11 protein-coding genes are annotated in these 16,976 nt (G+C 55.7%); 4 read left to right on the top strand and 7 right to left on the bottom strand.

The window, feature by feature from the left end; genetic code table 11:
* The first annotated feature begins 12 nt into the window (after positions 1 to 12).
* Positions 13 to 618: a tetrathionate respiration response regulator TtrR gene (gene ttrR / locus ACS0RQ_RS07740; RefSeq protein ID WP_271850083.1), complete on the top strand. Its 606-nt coding sequence runs from the start codon at positions 13 to 15 to the stop codon at positions 616 to 618.
* Positions 619 to 796: 178 nt separating this feature from the next.
* Here ttrR and ACS0RQ_RS07735 read toward each other — a convergent pair whose 3' ends face one another.
* The 3 genes from ACS0RQ_RS07735 to cspE are packed head-to-tail and all read right to left on the bottom strand — an operon-like array spanning position 797 to position 1,494.
* Positions 797 to 1,027, bottom strand: a complete 231-nt coding sequence (locus tag ACS0RQ_RS07735) for a hypothetical protein (RefSeq protein ID WP_039079816.1) — start codon at positions 1,025 to 1,027, stop codon at positions 797 to 799.
* Between the two features lie 40 nt (positions 1,028 to 1,067).
* Positions 1,068 to 1,268: a cold shock small protein YmcF gene (gene ymcF / locus ACS0RQ_RS07730; protein WP_075203676.1), complete on the bottom strand. Its 201-nt coding sequence runs from the start codon at positions 1,266 to 1,268 to the stop codon at positions 1,068 to 1,070.
* Between the two features lie 13 nt (positions 1,269 to 1,281).
* The gene (gene cspE, locus ACS0RQ_RS07725; RefSeq protein WP_039079815.1) at positions 1,282 to 1,494 is read right to left on the bottom strand and encodes a transcription antiterminator/RNA stability regulator CspE; all 213 of its coding nucleotides are present in this window, start codon (positions 1,492 to 1,494) and stop codon (positions 1,282 to 1,284) included.
* Positions 1,495 to 1,902: 408 nt separating this feature from the next.
* On the opposite strand from cspE, the gene ACS0RQ_RS07720 reads away from it, so the two are divergent.
* Together ACS0RQ_RS07720 and ACS0RQ_RS07715 are read left to right on the top strand one after the other, a co-directional pair.
* On the top strand, positions 1,903 to 2,124 hold the full coding sequence (locus ACS0RQ_RS07720; protein WP_334312459.1) for a YnfU family zinc-binding protein: 222 nt from the start codon (positions 1,903 to 1,905) through the stop codon (positions 2,122 to 2,124).
* Positions 2,125 to 2,409: 285 nt separating this feature from the next.
* Positions 2,410 to 2,676 carry a monooxygenase gene (locus tag ACS0RQ_RS07715; protein WP_271850082.1) on the top strand — a complete coding sequence of 89 codons (267 nt, stop codon included), beginning with the start codon at positions 2,410 to 2,412 and terminating at the stop codon, positions 2,674 to 2,676.
* Between the two features lie 250 nt (positions 2,677 to 2,926).
* On the opposite strand, the gene ACS0RQ_RS07710 is transcribed toward ACS0RQ_RS07715, so the two are convergent.
* On the bottom strand, positions 2,927 to 3,187 hold the full coding sequence (locus tag ACS0RQ_RS07710; RefSeq protein ID WP_271850081.1) for a hypothetical protein: 261 nt from the start codon (positions 3,185 to 3,187) through the stop codon (positions 2,927 to 2,929).
* 540 nt (positions 3,188 to 3,727) lie between these two features.
* Between ACS0RQ_RS07710 and ACS0RQ_RS07705 the strand changes: the two genes are divergently transcribed.
* A complete protein-coding gene (locus ACS0RQ_RS07705; RefSeq protein ID WP_271850080.1) occupies positions 3,728 to 5,632 on the top strand; it encodes a methyl-accepting chemotaxis protein in 1,905 nt (634 codons plus the stop codon).
* 151 nt (positions 5,633 to 5,783) lie between these two features.
* Here the strand turns inward: ACS0RQ_RS07705 and ACS0RQ_RS07700 are convergent, their stop codons facing one another.
* The 3 genes from ACS0RQ_RS07700 to ACS0RQ_RS07690 form a co-directional block, all read right to left on the bottom strand.
* Positions 5,784 to 6,935: a sulfotransferase gene (locus tag ACS0RQ_RS07700; protein WP_499079298.1), complete on the bottom strand. Its 1,152-nt coding sequence runs from the start codon at positions 6,933 to 6,935 to the stop codon at positions 5,784 to 5,786.
* Positions 6,936 to 7,034: 99 nt separating this feature from the next.
* Complete coding sequence (locus ACS0RQ_RS07695) at positions 7,035 to 8,474, bottom strand: tetratricopeptide repeat protein (RefSeq protein WP_334632449.1); 1,440 nt, start codon at positions 8,472 to 8,474, stop codon at positions 7,035 to 7,037.
* Positions 8,471 to 16,969, bottom strand: a complete 8,499-nt coding sequence (locus ACS0RQ_RS07690; RefSeq protein ID WP_499079297.1) for a beta strand repeat-containing protein — start codon at positions 16,967 to 16,969, stop codon at positions 8,471 to 8,473. The genes ACS0RQ_RS07695 and ACS0RQ_RS07690 overlap by 4 nt, the downstream gene beginning before the upstream one ends.
* Positions 16,970 to 16,976 lie beyond the last annotated feature (7 nt).

Genomic DNA, 16,976 nt, shown 5'->3' with positions numbered 1-16,976 from the left:
CAGAAGATTTAAATGATTCATTTAGTGGATGATGACGAAGCGGTGACCCGCTCATGCTCTTTTTTACTGGAAAGCCTGGGATACACCGTTCAGTGCTGGAACCAAAGTGAGCGCTTTCTGCACGAAGCCGCGCTTAAAGATACGGGCGTCGCGCTGTTGGATATGCGGATGCCTGGCATGGACGGGCATCGCCTGTTTCAGGCTATGCGTCACGATAACAGCACCCTTGCCGTTATTTTCCTGACAGGCCATGGCGATATCCCAATGGCGGTAAAAGAGATCCAGTCGGGTGCCGTCGATTTTTTACAAAAACCTGTCGCGCTTGATGCCCTAAAAGAGGCCATCAGTAAAGGCTACGAACACTCTGAGCGTCTGGCGAAAATACAGGAGCTTAAACAGCGTTACGGCCAACTGACACCCAAAGAAAAAGCCGTGGCGCATTACGTAGCCGCAGGCATGATGAATAAGGATATCGCCTCGCAGATGAATATTGCATTGCGCACGGTGGAAGTTCACCGCTCACGAGTTATGGAAAAAATGGACGCCAGAACGATGGCAGAACTGATCATGCAAATGAATAGCATTGATCTGTCAGGTGAGAATTTAGGTAATCAGTAAACTTTTCACACGCTCTCAGGCGGAACGAGTGTTGTATTCATTATCAGATTCACCGGATGCGCCCTGTGACGTTCTCGTCAATACGCTAACCCCGTATTTTTGCTGGCAGACAAATCGCAAACAACCAGCAAATTCTGGGGCTTAGAATCGGAGATGAGGCAGCACGTGAACAGCCGGTTTAGATAAATTTCTGGGCCGCGGTCATAATGTCATCCGATGAAAGCTGTCGGTCAGTAGCGACACGAATCTCCAGATGATCACCAGTGAGTGAGTGAACGCCTGCGTGCATAATATTTAGGGTCGCTTTCTCGCCGTTAGGGTATTCACAATCAACGGTCTTATCGCTGGCATTTCTGTCAACAGCTTTGACTGGCTGAGAGTTGAAAAAAACCAAAACTTTTGATGTCATAAGTCGGTCCTTAATTGATTACGTGAGGCAGGCGAAATATCTATGCGATATGCGATGCTGTGATATTTCTGACAAATGGCACAGGATGCATTGTCGCTAAATTGTAACGTTCATTGGTTACCATTACGGTTTTGCAAAAAATACATTTTGCGCCATATGGATTAGTTTCTGTTACATCAAAATGCGAAACACGATATTGCGAGCCGTGACATTTTGGACAACGAAGATGAATATTAGAAATAGTGAAAGTGTCCTTAAAGTACTACTACATTAACAGCGGAAGGGCCTTTCGGACCGTTTTCGACTGAGAATTCAACTTCTTGATTTTCTTCAAGAGTTTTAAATTCATTGCTTTGAATAGCAGAGAAATGCACGAATACATCTTTGCTACCATCTTTGGGAGTGATAAAACCAAAACCTTTTTCAGGGTTGAACCACTTTACGTTACCTGTCGTTTTTGAAGACATAATTTTTTACCTATATAAATGTAAGCCTTTCGGCATGCAGGGTCCGATTACAGAATAATCGCATAACTTTCAATGAAGACTCAAAAAAGAGATATCTAAGGATACTTAAAATGAGGGCAAAAAACGGAATGCTTTGGACTGGTCTGTGTATCAAACCGACAACTCATTAAGGCATGTCATATCCTATTATGCAAGTTTTATTTTCCTGGTCCATTCTCCCCGTTACGTTCATATGTATTCATTTAATGTTGTCATCCCGGCGGCTCGTTTCTGATGCTGGTGCGCAATCATGTCCTCTAACGTGAAGACATGCGACGCCTTGAGATGAAGGCTTTAACCTTTAACAAAGTGTCGCTGACCAGCGTAGCGAATATCCCCTCTTAGGGGGATCGAAAATGATTATGGGCAATGCGCGCCCGGATAGTGTATGGTTACAGCCCATTTATCAGGAAAGACCCTATGCCACAACGCAAAGATTCAAAAAATAATCGCAACTATCTCGTCAAGTGTACCTGCCCTCACTGCACCAAACAGTCAGAACATAGTTTTACGCGAGTCCAGAAAGGCTTGTCATTGATGTGCCCTCATTGCAGTAAACTTTACAATCAAGACAAAACGGCCTTTGCTTAAGCCCGGTGTATGTCCCGGAAATAAAGCGGGTTCAGAAAAGTTTATAACACTTAAGTATTAACTTCATACGAATCTCTCCCGTCTGGATTTTTTTCACAGACGGGTTCCACCGATGTAATTCCCCCTTCACTCTCAAACTATATTGCTTGCCCAAACACTTTCCAGAGGAATTATCTTAATTTCTTTCGCGTACAAACTGTAACAAAATAAGCTCAACAGTTAACTGGCAAATGCTATAAATATTACCGGGATGGCAAATATAGAGCACAGAAATAAGGAGTAAAGATGAAAGTTAAACTAACAGCCCGATTTATGGCCAGAGTACATTTATTTTTGGCGTTAATTTGGGCAGTGCTGACAATCCCAACATTGTTATGGTGGAAAAACAGTATACTCTGGGTTTCGCTGATGAGTATTTACGCCATCGTCATTTCACACCTTGCAGCCTATAGTGCCGCACACGCCGAAAAAGCCGCCAGTCAGGCACTGAATGAAAGTGGCGAAGCGAATAAAAAAATACATGCGAAAAATACAGAGGCTGCAGAACAATAATCACCCGGAATTCACCTCGCCTGCTTTGCAGGTGAGGACAGATTAACCGGGCGCAGTAATGTAGGCTAAGGTTTAGATTCAATCTGACATAGCATCAAAAAAACGCATCGCAGGAAAGAACGTATATTATATTTCGTCACCCTGTCGGGGTAACGTCATTCTTCTGATAATACCCCACCCGGTCGGCTTCCCAACCAGAATCAGGCGACACACAGTTTTTAGAGATGCATTTACTCAGAAAATCAATGCATTACTCATCCTTTTTTTTGAGCAGAGGTACTCTATTCATACTGATAATGCTGTGAAGGCGGGATGCCATTTTATTTTTCTCTTCTTGCGAAACTTCGGTGCAACACTCCGCCAGTTCCTGCCAGAGGAACAGCGCCCCCTCTGCCATCGTGTACCATGTAGCAGCCACCCGACCATACTCGGGGTCACATTCCCGGATGGCCTTGTCCATCATAAGATTCAACACAATTTCGGTATGATCAGTTATCACATCAAGCCGCATAATTTATCTCTCCACGATACATTATGTATGGGATAGCGTAACGGTATAAGATTGTTAAAATTGTTTATATACTACTGAATAATATATTTTCGGAATAAGCTTAAATTCTGATTTTTGAGACGAAGTGCAAAAGAATACTATACCGCATTTGCTGCCAAATTAACTCAAGCAAAACATAGTGGTGGTGAAGATACTAGGCAAAAGGAGTGTGAGCCTCACTGTGTCGCCAAAAAAAATAAGCCCTTTCATAATTGAAGCAGCGCTGCACAACAGTTAATAAATACTTAAACCGCATCTTTTCGCCAGCACGAAAGCATGAGAGAAAAAAGCTGTTCTAATAACGTCAAAAACACACATGCAGCGAAGAGCAGGAAGAATACATACCTGAAACCTGTGACGCCTCTTATGCATTCACTCTTTACCATCGCCCTCTTATATGAATAACGATTCAGTTTTTCATAATAATAAAGTTGTAAAGATTAGCCAGAAATGTGCCGATAGCACTTATAAGACAACACAGCAAATAAGGAAAATAACGATATGTCATGGATTTATCGTATTTCTATGAGAATGAAGTTATTTATCGCGTTATTCCCTCTGCTACTTGCTCTGGTATGGTTTGCCGGTTCAGGCATGCTCAGCCGTATTGGTACCGAACGACAGATGGACACTATCGGTCAGTTAACAACGCTTGCCCGCAGCACAGGAGACGTTGTTCATCAACTGCAACGTGAACGTGGAATGAGCGCCGGTTTTATCGGTGCGCGTGGGCAGCAGTTCCGCGATGAAATCCTCGTGCAGCGGAAATTAACTGACGACGCATTGGTAAAGTTGAACCAGGCGCTAGCCAGTACGGATACGAATTTAACGAAGGGCAATATTGCCGCCCCGCTAAAGATGTTTAAGGAGAGTATTCAGTCCCTCGACGCCACCCGTAATGCGATAAGCGCGCTGAATATAGAGGCGTCAAAGTCGACGCAGTTCTATACGCAGACCATCTCCGGGCTGCTGAGTTTCGTTGGTGGCATAGGTCAGTTAAGCGCCTCCGGTCCAATGGTGAATGAGCTGGCAGCCTTCTATAGCCTGCTGAATTTAAAGGAGCAGGCCGGCATCGAGCGCGCCCTGCTTACCAATGTCTTCTCTGTTGATCGTTTTAGCGACGGTCAATTTCGTATGCTCAGCGATGTGGTAGGTAAACAAGAAGCCTGGCTGACCGCCACCCGCCGCTTTAGTAGCGAAGCTCAGGCTGCGGAGCTGGATAAAGCCCTTGCGTCGGCCGAAGTCACCCGCGCTCTTGAGCTGAGAGCGATTGCCTTTAATAAGGCGCAGGAAGGCGGGTTTGGCGTTAAACCGACGGACTGGTTTACTGCCCAGACCAAACGCATTGAGATACTTCGCCAGGTAGAAACCCAGGCGGCGGATACCCTGCTCGCGCATTCGGCTGCGCTGGCCCATAACGCACGTGTTGACTGGCAATCCTTTCTGGCGATCAGTCTGGTAGCCCTGCTTATTGCAATCGCCTTTGCCATGATGGTGGTGCGCAGTATTCAACAACAACTAACCAACACACTGAAAACCATCAATGAGATGGACGGCGATTTGACCCGCCGCCTCGATGTGCCGGGTAGCGACGAGCTCTCTGCTCTTAATCGCGCCTACAATCAGGCAATCGAAAACATTCAGCATATCGTGCAGGAAATTAAATCGGGCGCGCTGATACTCAGTAACGCCAGCAGTGATATTACCGACGGTAACCAGGATCTGGCTCAGCGTACCGATGAGCAGGCAGCATCCATCGTTGAAACCGCCGCCAGTATGGAACAGATATCGACGGCCATCTCCCAGACGGCCCATAACGCCAGCGAAGCGGAGCGACTGACCCAGTCGATGGCAAATGATGTCATGGATGCGACCCGCGTTTCCAATGAGGCCAGCCAGAGCATGGCGGCTATCCGTTCGTCCAGCGACAATATTTTCCAGATTGTGGCGTCAATCGATGAGATCTCGTTTCAAACCAACTTACTGGCGCTAAACGCCGCCGTTGAAGCCGCCCGCGCGGGGGAACTGGGCAAAGGTTTCGCCGTTGTGGCGGCAGAGGTGCGTCATCTCTCCCAACGCTGTGCCAGAGAGGCCAGCCTGATTCGGGAGTTGGTTAATCAGAATATGAATAACATTGGCGAAGGGGTGCAACGAGTTTCGACATCCGAGGCGGCACTGAAAGCGGCGGCGGATACGACCGGGCGGATGAAGCAATATGTCAGTGATATCGCCCGCGCAGCCAATGAACAATCGCTTGGCGTAACACAAGTGCATCAGGCACTGAATCAACTGGAGCAGGTCACTCAGCAAAACGCGGCGCTGGTTTCCCAGATGGCAACCGCCAGTCAAATGCTTGACGCACAGTCAAAATCGATGTCCACGCTTGTTGACCGCTTTGTATCCTGAGATAACGGAAAGTAGACATCTGGTCTATCCGGGTGTCTGCCGCCCTCTCAGTACTATCGGTAAAGTCCGCGCAATATCAATACCCTGCCCCGTTTACGCCGTCAGCGCGCGACATTCCGCCATAAGATATTCGCGCTACTGCCGCGGCTCACTAAAACGGCCGCGTCGCGGACGTGCGAATGGAGAAATCCAGAGAAACAGCGTCATCCTGGTCAACGTCTATTACGCTCATCACACGGTCATCCGTGCTGACGTGGCGCGACCTTAACGCCTGTGCTTTTTCCGGTTGCCCTGCCAGTTCGTAGGCCTGTGCCAGATCGCGTCGCCAGTTGGCATTCCATGGGCAGGCCTGGAGTCCCTTTTCCATGTGCCCGATGCCATCGGCCAGGTGCCCCTTACGAACATAAATCAGGCCTACCATGAAATGCGCGGTAGCGTGTTCGGGCAGATGGTGCAGCAGGCGTCTGAAAAGCATCTCGGCTTCATCAAGTTTTCCCTGACGATAGTAGACGATACCCTCGGTCTGCATTCCCGGCACTGGCAGGCTTACCATCTCAACAGGTTCATGCACGATCTTCGCATTGGTTCCCGCGGTAAGCGGCGCCAGAAAGTCCGCATAACGCCGCCAGCGTTCGCGCGCGGTCTGATAGATAGGCTGACGCACCTGCCACACACTGGCAGTCTTGACCGGCCTGTCCAGTTCAGATGTGTCGAGCACCTGCGGCTCCCACTGCACGCCCAAATAAGCGAGCATGCGGCGCGCCTCACGCTCCGGGTCAGAGACGACATCCTCGTAGCGCACCTCAAGAATTTCGCCGGGGAATAGCTGGTTCCAGTGGTGCATCAACAGATTGTGGTCGGCCAGTTGTTCACCAATCCATTGCAAATCATAGGCGAAGCCCATACCGCCATGTTTGGCTGCGTAGTCGGTGAAGTAGTTGGAGATAGCGATATCACGCGGGTCGCGTCGCACTGAGATTATCCGCGCGTTCGGGAACAGCAGCTTGATAAGACCAATGTTCTCGAAATTGTGCGGCAGCTTGTCCACCACATGCCGAACCTCAGAAGCGTTTTCGGGCACGGTTTCCCGCAGTTCCTTGAGCAGGCTGGCGGTGATACCCGCCACGACATCGGCCGACAGATCGTCCACACAGTCCGGATAATGGTGTCCTGACCCCGTATGACGCTCCCAGCGCTCCAGCCTGGCGATCGTGCCGGGAATCACCCCCAGTTCGCCCGCGCCGTGGATTTGGCTGTGCCCCGCCAGAATCTGTTCAATCAGCGTCGTACCGGAACGCGGCATACCCAGTACGAATACCGGTAACGTTGAATCGTTGCCGATATGTCGCCGGTGTTCGTAGAGCGAACGGCTAAATGCGTGGCGAATACGCGCGCAGCTTTGTCAGTGTGCAACCGGATCGTAACGTAGAAGTGCGCGGTGGGCGGCATTGGCTTCGTTGGCCAGGGTGAAGGCTCTGGCGTACTCCTTGCGTTTTTCCCAGGCGGCAGCCAGTTGCAGCAGCAATCCAGGCTGCACCGGGCCGGACAAGCCAGGCCGACGCGCCAGATTTTCCAGGCGAATCAATGTCTCTTCATCTTGCGGAAAACGACGGGCATTGATCAGCGCCGCATGACCGCGTGCCGGATCGATCGCCAAAATTTGTTCGAACAGCGCAACAGCCTCGTCGATGCGCCCCAGTTGCATATATAACTGTCCCAGCCCTTGCAGTGCGGGGAGCAGGTGCGGATGTGCCTGCAGCACGTCGATGTATCGCGCCTCCGCCCCGGCGTACTGCTGTTCCTGCGCGTCTGCACCGGCCAGTGCAACTTGCGCCTGCGCCAGCCAGTGACCGATTTGCGCGGCGTCCATATCGGGTGAAGGCGTCAGCGCCCCGGCCTCCTCAAGAGCCTGTTCAGCCATTGTACGCGCCATCGCCGGATGCCCCTGGGTAGCGACGCTGGCAAGCTTCAGGCGCAGAGGAAGCGTCGTTTTTTGCTGCTGCCCGGCCAGAGTAATGGCGCGGTGCAGCAAGGCAATGGCATGCGGTATGCGCCCCTGCAACTCCGCCAGTTCAGCGTGCTGTAGATACAGGTCCGGATGTTCCGGGTAATGACGCAGGCCATGGCGCAGCGCATCCTCGGCCTGGGCATGGCGTCCTCGCTCGGCCAGACGCTGAACATAACCGGCCAGCAGGCCGCAGTAATCCTCCTCAGCCAGTTCAGCATGGCGTGCGTCCAGCCAGGCATCAGCGCGGGCGAAGTCGCCACGGGCCAGCCACAGCTCCAGACGCAGGCCGCGCAGTTGCTGATCGTGCAGCGCCACCTGCTGTGCGGGCCAGTGCTCCCGCTCGCCTGCCCAGAAGCGGTCTGCGGCGGCCAGCGTCTCTTCAGCCTGATGCAACGCCTCACTTTGCAGGTAGAGACGCAGCAGTTGCTGATAGACGTCGATACGTGGTTGCAGGCGCAGACTGCACTCATACAGGGGGATAGCCTCCTCCTCCCGCTGATGCTGCACATAACAGGCAGCCAGACGCGCCAGCAGGAGCGAGTGGTCTGGTGCCTCGGTGCGGGTGGCTTCCAGCAGCGCCTGCGCCGCGCCGGATTCCCCAAGAAGCAGGTGCACGGCAGCCAGGTCGACACGGGCATCGACCTCCAGTTCAGCCGGGATCAGCACCCCCAGCGTCTGGCGGGCCGCCTCTGGCTGGCCCAAATGGGCCTGAGCCAGGGCCAAAAGCACCTGTTCTGCTGATGAGAGCGCCGGCAGGCTAAAGACAGCCTCCTGCAGCGCCTCGAATTGCCGCATTTCGACCAGACGGCGTAGCAGAATCAGTGAACCTGTCATGGTATCGCCAGCCCTTGCGAGGTGAGGACGCCGGCAGGCATCGCCTGCAGATACGCCTGAGCAAATGAATTATCCGCATTCGGGTTCGCGGCCCAGGTGCCGTTCCAAAGATCCGCGTTATTTCCACCACGAGCGAATTGGCCATTTGCGGCAACGCCGGCGACATTAGAAAGCGTAGAAGAGAACCCCGCCACCCAGTTAACGGAATTGCCGCCGTGATTCATCGCTACTACTGCCTCGCCATGGCTTCCCTTAACATCACTCCCCGTGCCCACCAGCACAATCTTGTCGTCCGTGCCCAGATTCTGCGCGCCCGACCACATTTCGTTGCTATCCAGACCAACCAGCGGGCTGTAAGTGCTGTTGACCTTGATATAGATGGTGTATGCGGTATTGGCGTCAAAGACACGCCCGTTATGCTCGGAACTTTGTCCCGTCGTCAGGTCGAACACCACGATGGAAGGATCCCCGACCGAGGCGGAAGCGGTCGTGAAATTCAACCCCGTTGACGTGCTGATACCTGCATAGTTATTCCCCGCCGCGTCGTGCAGCGCGGTACTGTCGATTTGGACATGGTAGTTTGCGCCAGCCGCCAGATCCGTTGTCGGGTTGACCGTCACCGTGTGACCGCTGATAGAGACCTGCGAACTGTCGGTGATGTCGATGACCTTGTTCAGACTGCTGTTGCCGTCGTTAACGAGGGTGATATGGCCACTGCCGGCCTGCACGTTCTCGCTGAAGGTCAGTGTCAGGTTAGAGCCAGTGGCAACGCTGCCGCCGTTATCTTGCGGCGTGCTGCTGGAGAGCACAGGCGCGGTGCTGTCTACCGTAAGACCGGTGCTGTCCGCCGCAGTGGCCGAGGTGTGGCTCGCCGTGGTGGCCGTAACAGAGACGTTGAGACCATGAACGTTGTTAATGGAACCGGCGGCGATAGTGTATTGGGCCGTATACTTACCATCACCAGCGGTAACATCGCCGTGGGTGCCATCGTCCCAGGCCGTCACCGGCGTGCTGGCGCCAAACTGGCTGAAATCCATGGTGGCGCCGGTCACCGTGCTGGTATTGGCGTCGCCGCTGGCAGAGTTATCCCATACGGCGGTGACGGTGTCGCCGATCTTGTAGGTACTGCCGTCTGCGCCACCTGGCGTGGAGGTGATGGCGATATGGGCATCGGTCACTATCGGTAACGCTGGAGCAGGACCTGCGTTCAGGCCAATCTGATAGATATCGCCGACAGCATAGCCAGCCTTACCGCCATCACTTGTGTCGGTATCAAACAGCACTGAGTAGGTGATGTCATGGCCGCCCGCGCCATCGGAGACGATCCGCACGTTGTACAACTGCCCGCCCTGGGGCACCGTGATACCGGTGTCCGTCACCGCACTGGTCAGCTCGCCGGTGGTTTTGGAGATACTGACCTGGCTCAGGCCACCGTTACCGTCAGGGAACACGAACACCAGATCCGTGCCGTTGTCGTACACCGTGGCTGATGCCGCCAGGTAGCCGGTGGTGCTGTACTGCAGCTCATCATGGGTCGCCCTGTCCATCGGACCAACGTCCACGGCGTGGTAGCTCTGGGTTCCCATGTTATAAACGGTGTTGCTCTGGACATTGGTAGTGATGAGCGTGCCGTTGTTGTTATAGAGCGTGACCTGCCAGGTCGCAGTGCGATATTCCTGACTAAAGACAGCAAAACCTCCATCGAAAGCAATGGCGTTAGTCGGCGAACCCTGCTCGTCATTCCAGTTAACGCGCTGCCAGGTCTTGCCGCTGTCGAAGTTGGCCTGCGAGCCGGTGGCGTCGAGCTTGAAGATGAAGGCGCCGATAGGCGTGCTTGTCGCCGACTGACCAGGCGTGCCTATCCAGTCGTAGACCTCGGACGCCAGCACATAGCTGCCATCGCTCAGTGCCGTCAGCACACCCGGCGTCAACTGGAATTTCATCAACTGGACTGCCGGGCTGGCGACGCCGCCGAAATTGGCGCTCGAGCTGTTGCCGCCAATCAGGGTCTGCGCGCCCTGGGTGAAGTTCAGTCCGCTGCCGTTATAGTGGAAGACAGAAATAGCTTCCTGCTGATCGGTCCCGGGGCCCATCGTCTGGTAGGCGATCGCGAAATCACCGCCATTCGCACTGCTCTGCGCCGCAATGGTGACCCCGGTACCTGGTGCTGCCAGGGTGTTGCTGGATTGCAGATTGCCGCTGTTGTCATAGATCGCATAGTGGACACTGTAATCTGAGTAATTAGCGGTATCCACCTGCGACCAGGCCACGACGAAACCGCCGTTGGCCAGCGCCTTGATCTGTGTATCCATCATGGTGTAGCCATTGGGGATACTGATGTCGACGGTCTTGATGACGTTATTGCCCGCGTCCAGCACCTTAATGACGCCAGCGTAAAGCGGGCCGGTCGGATCCCAGGAAATATTGTCACCGCCGGTCTGTTTCATGTACTCCAGAACCGTGTAGCCGTTACTCAGTTTCTCCAGACCGACGTTGATGGTCATCTCGGTGGATGTGTCGGTGGTACTGCCCGAGACCAACGCGCTGCCATTAAGGCCAGCACTGACGTTAAGGGTGACAGTCTGGCTGCTGTGGTTGCCAGCGGCATCGGTCGCGGTAACGATGAAGTTATAGCTGCCCTCGATAGCGGCGTTGTTCAATGTGACGACGCCGGTGGTGGGGTTGATGGCGAAATTGGCGAGACTGTCCGCGTCCAGGCTATAGGTGATGGCATGGGCGTCCGTGGCGTTGGCGTCGTACACCTGGGTGCCAGCCGCCGTGCCGCCAACAATGGTGGTGCCGGTAGCGGTGGCGCCGCCTGCGATAACGGGCGCGGTGTTGTCCACAATCACGCTGCTGCCGGAAATGATGGAAAGATTGCCTGCAGCATCAACGGCATAAGCGTGGTAAGTGCCTTCGGCCAGGCCGGTCAGCGCCAGCGTGGTGCTGGCGTTCGCGGCGACGGCGACGCTGTTCACCAGGTTGTCCGCAGCGGCGGTGAGGCTGCTCAGATTCGTCACTGTCACACTGTCGCTGATCAGATATACCGTACCGGCCTCGGTGCTCTGCACGGTGACCGTCTGGCTGCTGTTCTCCACGCCATCCGCGTCGCGGGTGAGCGTGACGGCAGGCGGCGTGGTGTCAACGACGTTGTAGGTGACGGTATGCGTGGTCTGGTTGCCAGCGGCATCGGTGGCGGTGACGGTGAATTGCGCACCGGTGGCCTTAGCCGGGCTGGAGAGCAGCGTCACGACGCCAGTGCTGGCGTTGATATGGAAGTGCCCGGTGTCGCTCAGGCTGTAGGTGACGCCGTGCGCATCGGTGGCGGCAGCAGTGTAGACAGTATCGCCAACGGCAGTGCTATCGGTAATATCGGCGGCGGTGGCAGCGCTGGTGAAGACAGGCGCGGTGTTGTCCACAATCACGCTGCTGCCTGAGATAGCGGAGACATTGCCGGACGCGTCCACAGCATAAGCGTGGTAGGTGCCTTCGGCAAGGCCAGTCAGCGCCAGCGTGGTGCCAGCGTTCGCCGCAACGGCGACGCTGTTCACCAGGTTGTCGGCGGCGGCGGTGAGGCTGCTCAGATTCGTCACCGTCACGCTGTCGCTGACCAGGTATACCGTACCAGCCTCGGTGCTCTGAACGGTGACTGTCTGGCTGCTGTTCTCCACACCATCTACGTCGCGGGTGAGCGTGACGGCAGGCGGCGTGGTGTCGACGACGTTGTAGGTGACGGTATGCGTGGTCTGGTTGCCAGCGGCGTCGGTGGCGGTGACGGTGAATTGCGCGCCAGTGGCGCTGGCCGGGCTGGAGAGCAGCGTTACGACGCCGGTACTGGTATTGATGCGGAAGTGCTGGGTGTCGCTCAGGCTGTAGGTGACGCCGTGCGCATCGGTGGCGGCAGCGGTGTAGACAGTATCGCCGACGGCAGTGCTATCGGTAATATCGGCGGCGGTGGCAGCGCTGGTAAAGACGGGTACGGTGTTGTCCACCAACACACTGCGGCCGGAAATAACAGAAAGATTGCCTGCCGCATCGACGGCGTAAGCATGGTAGGTGCCTTCTGCGAGATTTGCGGCAGAGATAGTTGCGCTGGTATTGGCTGTGACAGTCGTGCTGGCCCACTGGTTGCTGGCGGCGCCCGTAATGTCGCTGAGCTGACTGACCACGACATTGTCGTTGACGAGATAGATGGTGCCGCTTTCGGTACTTTGCACGGTGGCATGGCCATCGTGGTTGAGCACGACGAGGTTTTCGTGGATGCTGCCGTCGGCGTTAAATTTCTGCACAAAGAGGTGATAGCCTGAAATGCCGCTGGCATAACCGTACCAGGTCACCATGTATTCGCCGTTTGTACCAACGGCGGTGACTTGTGGATAGAGGTCGGTCGCGCCGCTGGAGGCTTGCAGTTGTACGATACCGCCCACCAGGCCACCACTGGCATCGAATTTCTGCACATTGACGTCCCAGTTCGAACTGCCCAAACTCATCCAGGTAACGACATAGCCGCCATCGCCCAGCGCCGTGATGCGCGGTAATTCGTCGTAGTTATTGCTCGTATTGTTGTGTGATGCGTCCAGTTGCACGGTAGCGCCCACTTTGCTGCCGCCAGCAGAGAACTGTTGAACAAAGACAGTGTAATCGTCGGAGTCGTTTGTGTTGGTATATTCCATCCATGTGATGGCGTAGCCACCGCCGGTCAGCGCTGCAACGTACGGGTAGGTATAGTCGCTACCGAAATTACTGTTACTCGCCCCGTCCAGTGCGACGATGCTGCCAACCCTGGCGCCGTTGGCATCGAACTGCTGCACATAGGTGCTGCTGTTGTAGTTCGAGTTGCTGTAGTTGTAGCCGGACCAGGTAACGACATAGCCGCCGTTAGCCAGCGCCGTGATCTGCGGCACGGTTTCGTAGTTAGTACTGTTTCCCGTCGAGGCGTCCAGCACCACTTGGGTGGATGGGGTGCCGGTAGCGTCGAACTGCTGCACGTAGATGTGGTAGTCGCCGGAGGTTTGGCCCTGCCAGGTCACCACGTAGCTACCGCTGTCCAGCACGGTCACCTGCGGGCTGGCGTTGTTAGAGGAGCCTTGCGCAATCAGTGGCACGGTGTTGCCAACTGCGACACCCGCGTCATCAAAGCGCTGCACGTAGACACCGCCGCCGTTGATGTACCAGGTCACGATATAGCTGCCATCGGTAAGCGTCGCGATCTGCGGGGCGATATCCTGCGCAGAAGCGGCCCCATCAAGTTTCACGGCTGCGGATATTGGGCTACCGTCAGCGTTGAACAACTGCGTATAGATGCTGCTGTCAGTGCTGGCGCTATTCTTGCCGGTCCAGGCAACGGCATACGCCCCTGCGTCGTTAATGGCCGTCACACTGATAACACTGTCCAACGCGTTGGAGTAAGTGTTGGTCGCGCCTGATGCAAGCTGTACGGGATCACCCATCGCCACACCCTGAGCGCTCAGGCGCTGCGCATAGATCCCGTAGCTGCCATTGTTGTTGCCAGCCCATGTCACCAGGAAGCTACCGTCGCCCAGCGCGGTTGTGTCAAAACCGTTGGGGTAAATGTAGCCGGTCGCCGGGCTCAGCATCACGGGCCCCGTAGAACTGCCGTCGAGTGTGACAGTCGGTGCGATTTCGTCCACATCGGTGACATTAACGGTGACGGTCTGCGTGGTCACATGGCCTGCCGCGTCAGTGGCGGCGACGATAAAGGTGTATGCAGGCGCGTGGGTGCCTTCATAGTCAGGGCTGGCTTTGAAAGTGACCGCACCCGTTGCCGCATCGATAGTGAAATACTGGGCGTCTGCGCCATTATCCGCATCGATCAGGCTGTAGGTGACGTGCTCGCCACCATCGGCGGCGTCATTGTCAAAGGCCTGCGCGGTATAGATGGCGGTGCTGGTGGCGGTATTCTCGGCAACGCTCACCGTGGCGGTGGCGAAGCTGTCGCTGCTGTTGCCCGTGGTGAAGCTGGGGGCGACCTCATCGAGGTTATTGATGCCCAGCGTGACCGTGCGGTCGCTGGCGTTACCCGCGGCATCGGTGGCAACAACGGTGAAGCTGTAGCTGGATTTGCTTTCAAAATCCGGGTTGCCGGTCAGTGTGACCGCACCGGTGGTCGGGTTGATGGTCAGACCCGCGTCGCTGCCCGCTTTGAGCGAGAAGGTCACCCCACCGCTGATATCGCCGCTGTCGGTGGCCGTGGCGGTGTAAATCACCTGACCCGCGCCGCTGTTTTCGTTGATCGCCGTGGCCGTCGTGCCGCTGGTGATCGTCGGCGCCACTTCGTCGAGGTTGTTGACCGCCAGGGTGACCGTCCGGTCGCTGGCATTGCCTGCCGCATCGGTGGCAACAACGGTGAAGCTGTAGCTGGATTTGCTTTCAAAATCCGGGTTGCCGGTCAGCGTGACCGCACCGGTGGTCGGGTTGATGGTCAGACCCGCGTCGCTGCCCGCTTTGAGCGAGAAGGTCACCCCACCGCTGATATCGCCGCTGTCGGTGGCCGTGGCGGTGTAAATCACCTGACCCGCGCCGCTGTTTTCGTTGATCGCCGTGGCCGTCGTGCCGCTGGTGATGGTCGGTGCCACTTCGTCGAGATTGTTAACCGCCAGGGTGACCGTGCGGTCGCTGGCATTGCCTGCCGCATCGGTGGCAACAACGGTGAAGCTGTAGCTGGATTTGCTTTCAAAATCCGGGTTGCCGGTCAGTGTGACCGCACCGGTGGTCGGGTTGATGGTCAGACCCGCGTCGCTGCCCGCTTTGAGCGAGAAGGTCACCCCACCGCTGATATCGCCGCTGTCGGTGGCCGTGGCGGTGTAAATCACCTGACCCGCGCCGCTGTTTTCGTTGATCGCCGTGGCCGTCGTGCCACTGGTGATCGTCGGCGCCACTTCGTCGAGGTTGTTAACCGCCAGGGTGACCGTCTGACTGCTGGCATTGCCTGCCGCATCGGTGGCGACGACGGTGAAACTGTAGCTGGCTTTGCTTTCATAATCCGGATTGCCGGTCAGTGTGACCGCGCCGGTAGAGGCATTGATGCTGAACAGCGCGCTGTCACCGGTGGTGCCCAGGCTATAGCTGAATTGACTGGGGTCGGTAGCAATGGCAGTCCAGACCACCTTACCTGCCCCGATGTTCTCATCCACACTGGCCGTCGTGGCGCTGCTAAAGACAGGCGCATGGGTATCAATAATGAGGCTGACGCCGCCGGATGCATCACTGGCGGTCGCCGCGCCTTTAATCAGTAACGACTGCGCGCCATCGGACAGATTGTTAGTGCTGCCGAGTGTAATTCCGGCAGCGACGGTGTCCAGGATGGTCTGGGTGGTCGCACCCGCATTGGCTTCAGCACCGGAGAAGGCTGCCAGCAGGAGGCCATATTTTTCACCGGCACTCAGGCCATCGGCAGCATCAAAACTGCCGCCGTTGGTAGCGGTAACCGTCGTGTTCAGAATATTATCCACGCCAAACAGGTTACTGATGGCCGTTGCCGTGTCGGTCACCTGGGTTGCGCTCAGGGTGGCGGGATTGTCAGGCGTGCCACCGATGGCCTCCTGGGCCTTGGTATAGGCGAGCGTGGTCAACACGTTAACATTGAGCACAAGGGTACTGTTGTTTCCAGAGATAACTCCCATACTCCAAAGCTGAGCCGAGAGGTCTTTACCCGCGCCAGTGGCTTCGTCCAGGTAGTCAGCGGCACTGCCGCTGTTGATGAGTTTCACAATAACGACGCCGGTGTAACTGCCCGCAGACACGGTGACCGAGCCATCGGCCCCCAAAGTCCCCGTGCCAATCAGCGTTTTGCCATCGGCCTGATAAATCTCTACTTTCAAATCGTTACTGCTAAGCGCCGGGCCGCCGACAAAATTAAGCTGAACAGCGTTCTGGACCGGGGTTTCTCCCCCACCGTTATTGTTGTTATCGCCACCCTTATCATGCCCGCCATGGCCACCGCTTGCCGCTGCAACCCCGACCACGCCCCCCAGCCCGAGGGCACCGGCGATATAGCCCGCATAAGAGTGCGATTGAGGAAGGTACGTGACAGGATGGCCAGTCACTACCGAGCCATCATGCAGGCCAGCTAAGATACCTTCCAGCCCGGGGTGGCCTGAGGTCATGCTGGCCAGCGCGTCAGGAGAACCGTGCGCATAAAGAACATGGCTGCCGTCAGACAGGGCTGCCCCTTCGGTGCTCCCCGGCGTAATCACCTGGGTAGAGGTGCCATCGGCAGGCAGGGTTACACTGGTATCGCTTTCGGTATACCAGCCCTGTAGGGTCAGCGTGGTGCCATCGGCATAGTCCAGTTGCAGATCCTGTCCGTGACGTGAAGCCACTACGTCATCAGCCAGCTTTTCCTGGTCATTTTCCCCCTGGCGTTTAAGCACCCGGTAAGATTCACCCGGCGCAGCCTTGTGAATATTGGTCTGCCCGGCCTGCAGGGAGATGCGGGTTTTACCGGTACTGAGCGTATATTGGCGTGGCTTCATCTGGGTC

The organism is Phytobacter diazotrophicus (genome assembly GCF_052061655.1).
Taxonomy (GTDB): domain Bacteria; phylum Pseudomonadota; class Gammaproteobacteria; order Enterobacterales; family Enterobacteriaceae; genus Phytobacter; species Phytobacter diazotrophicus.
The sequence above is the reverse complement of the archived record's forward strand: the minus strand, read 5'-3'. Positions and strand labels throughout refer to the sequence as shown.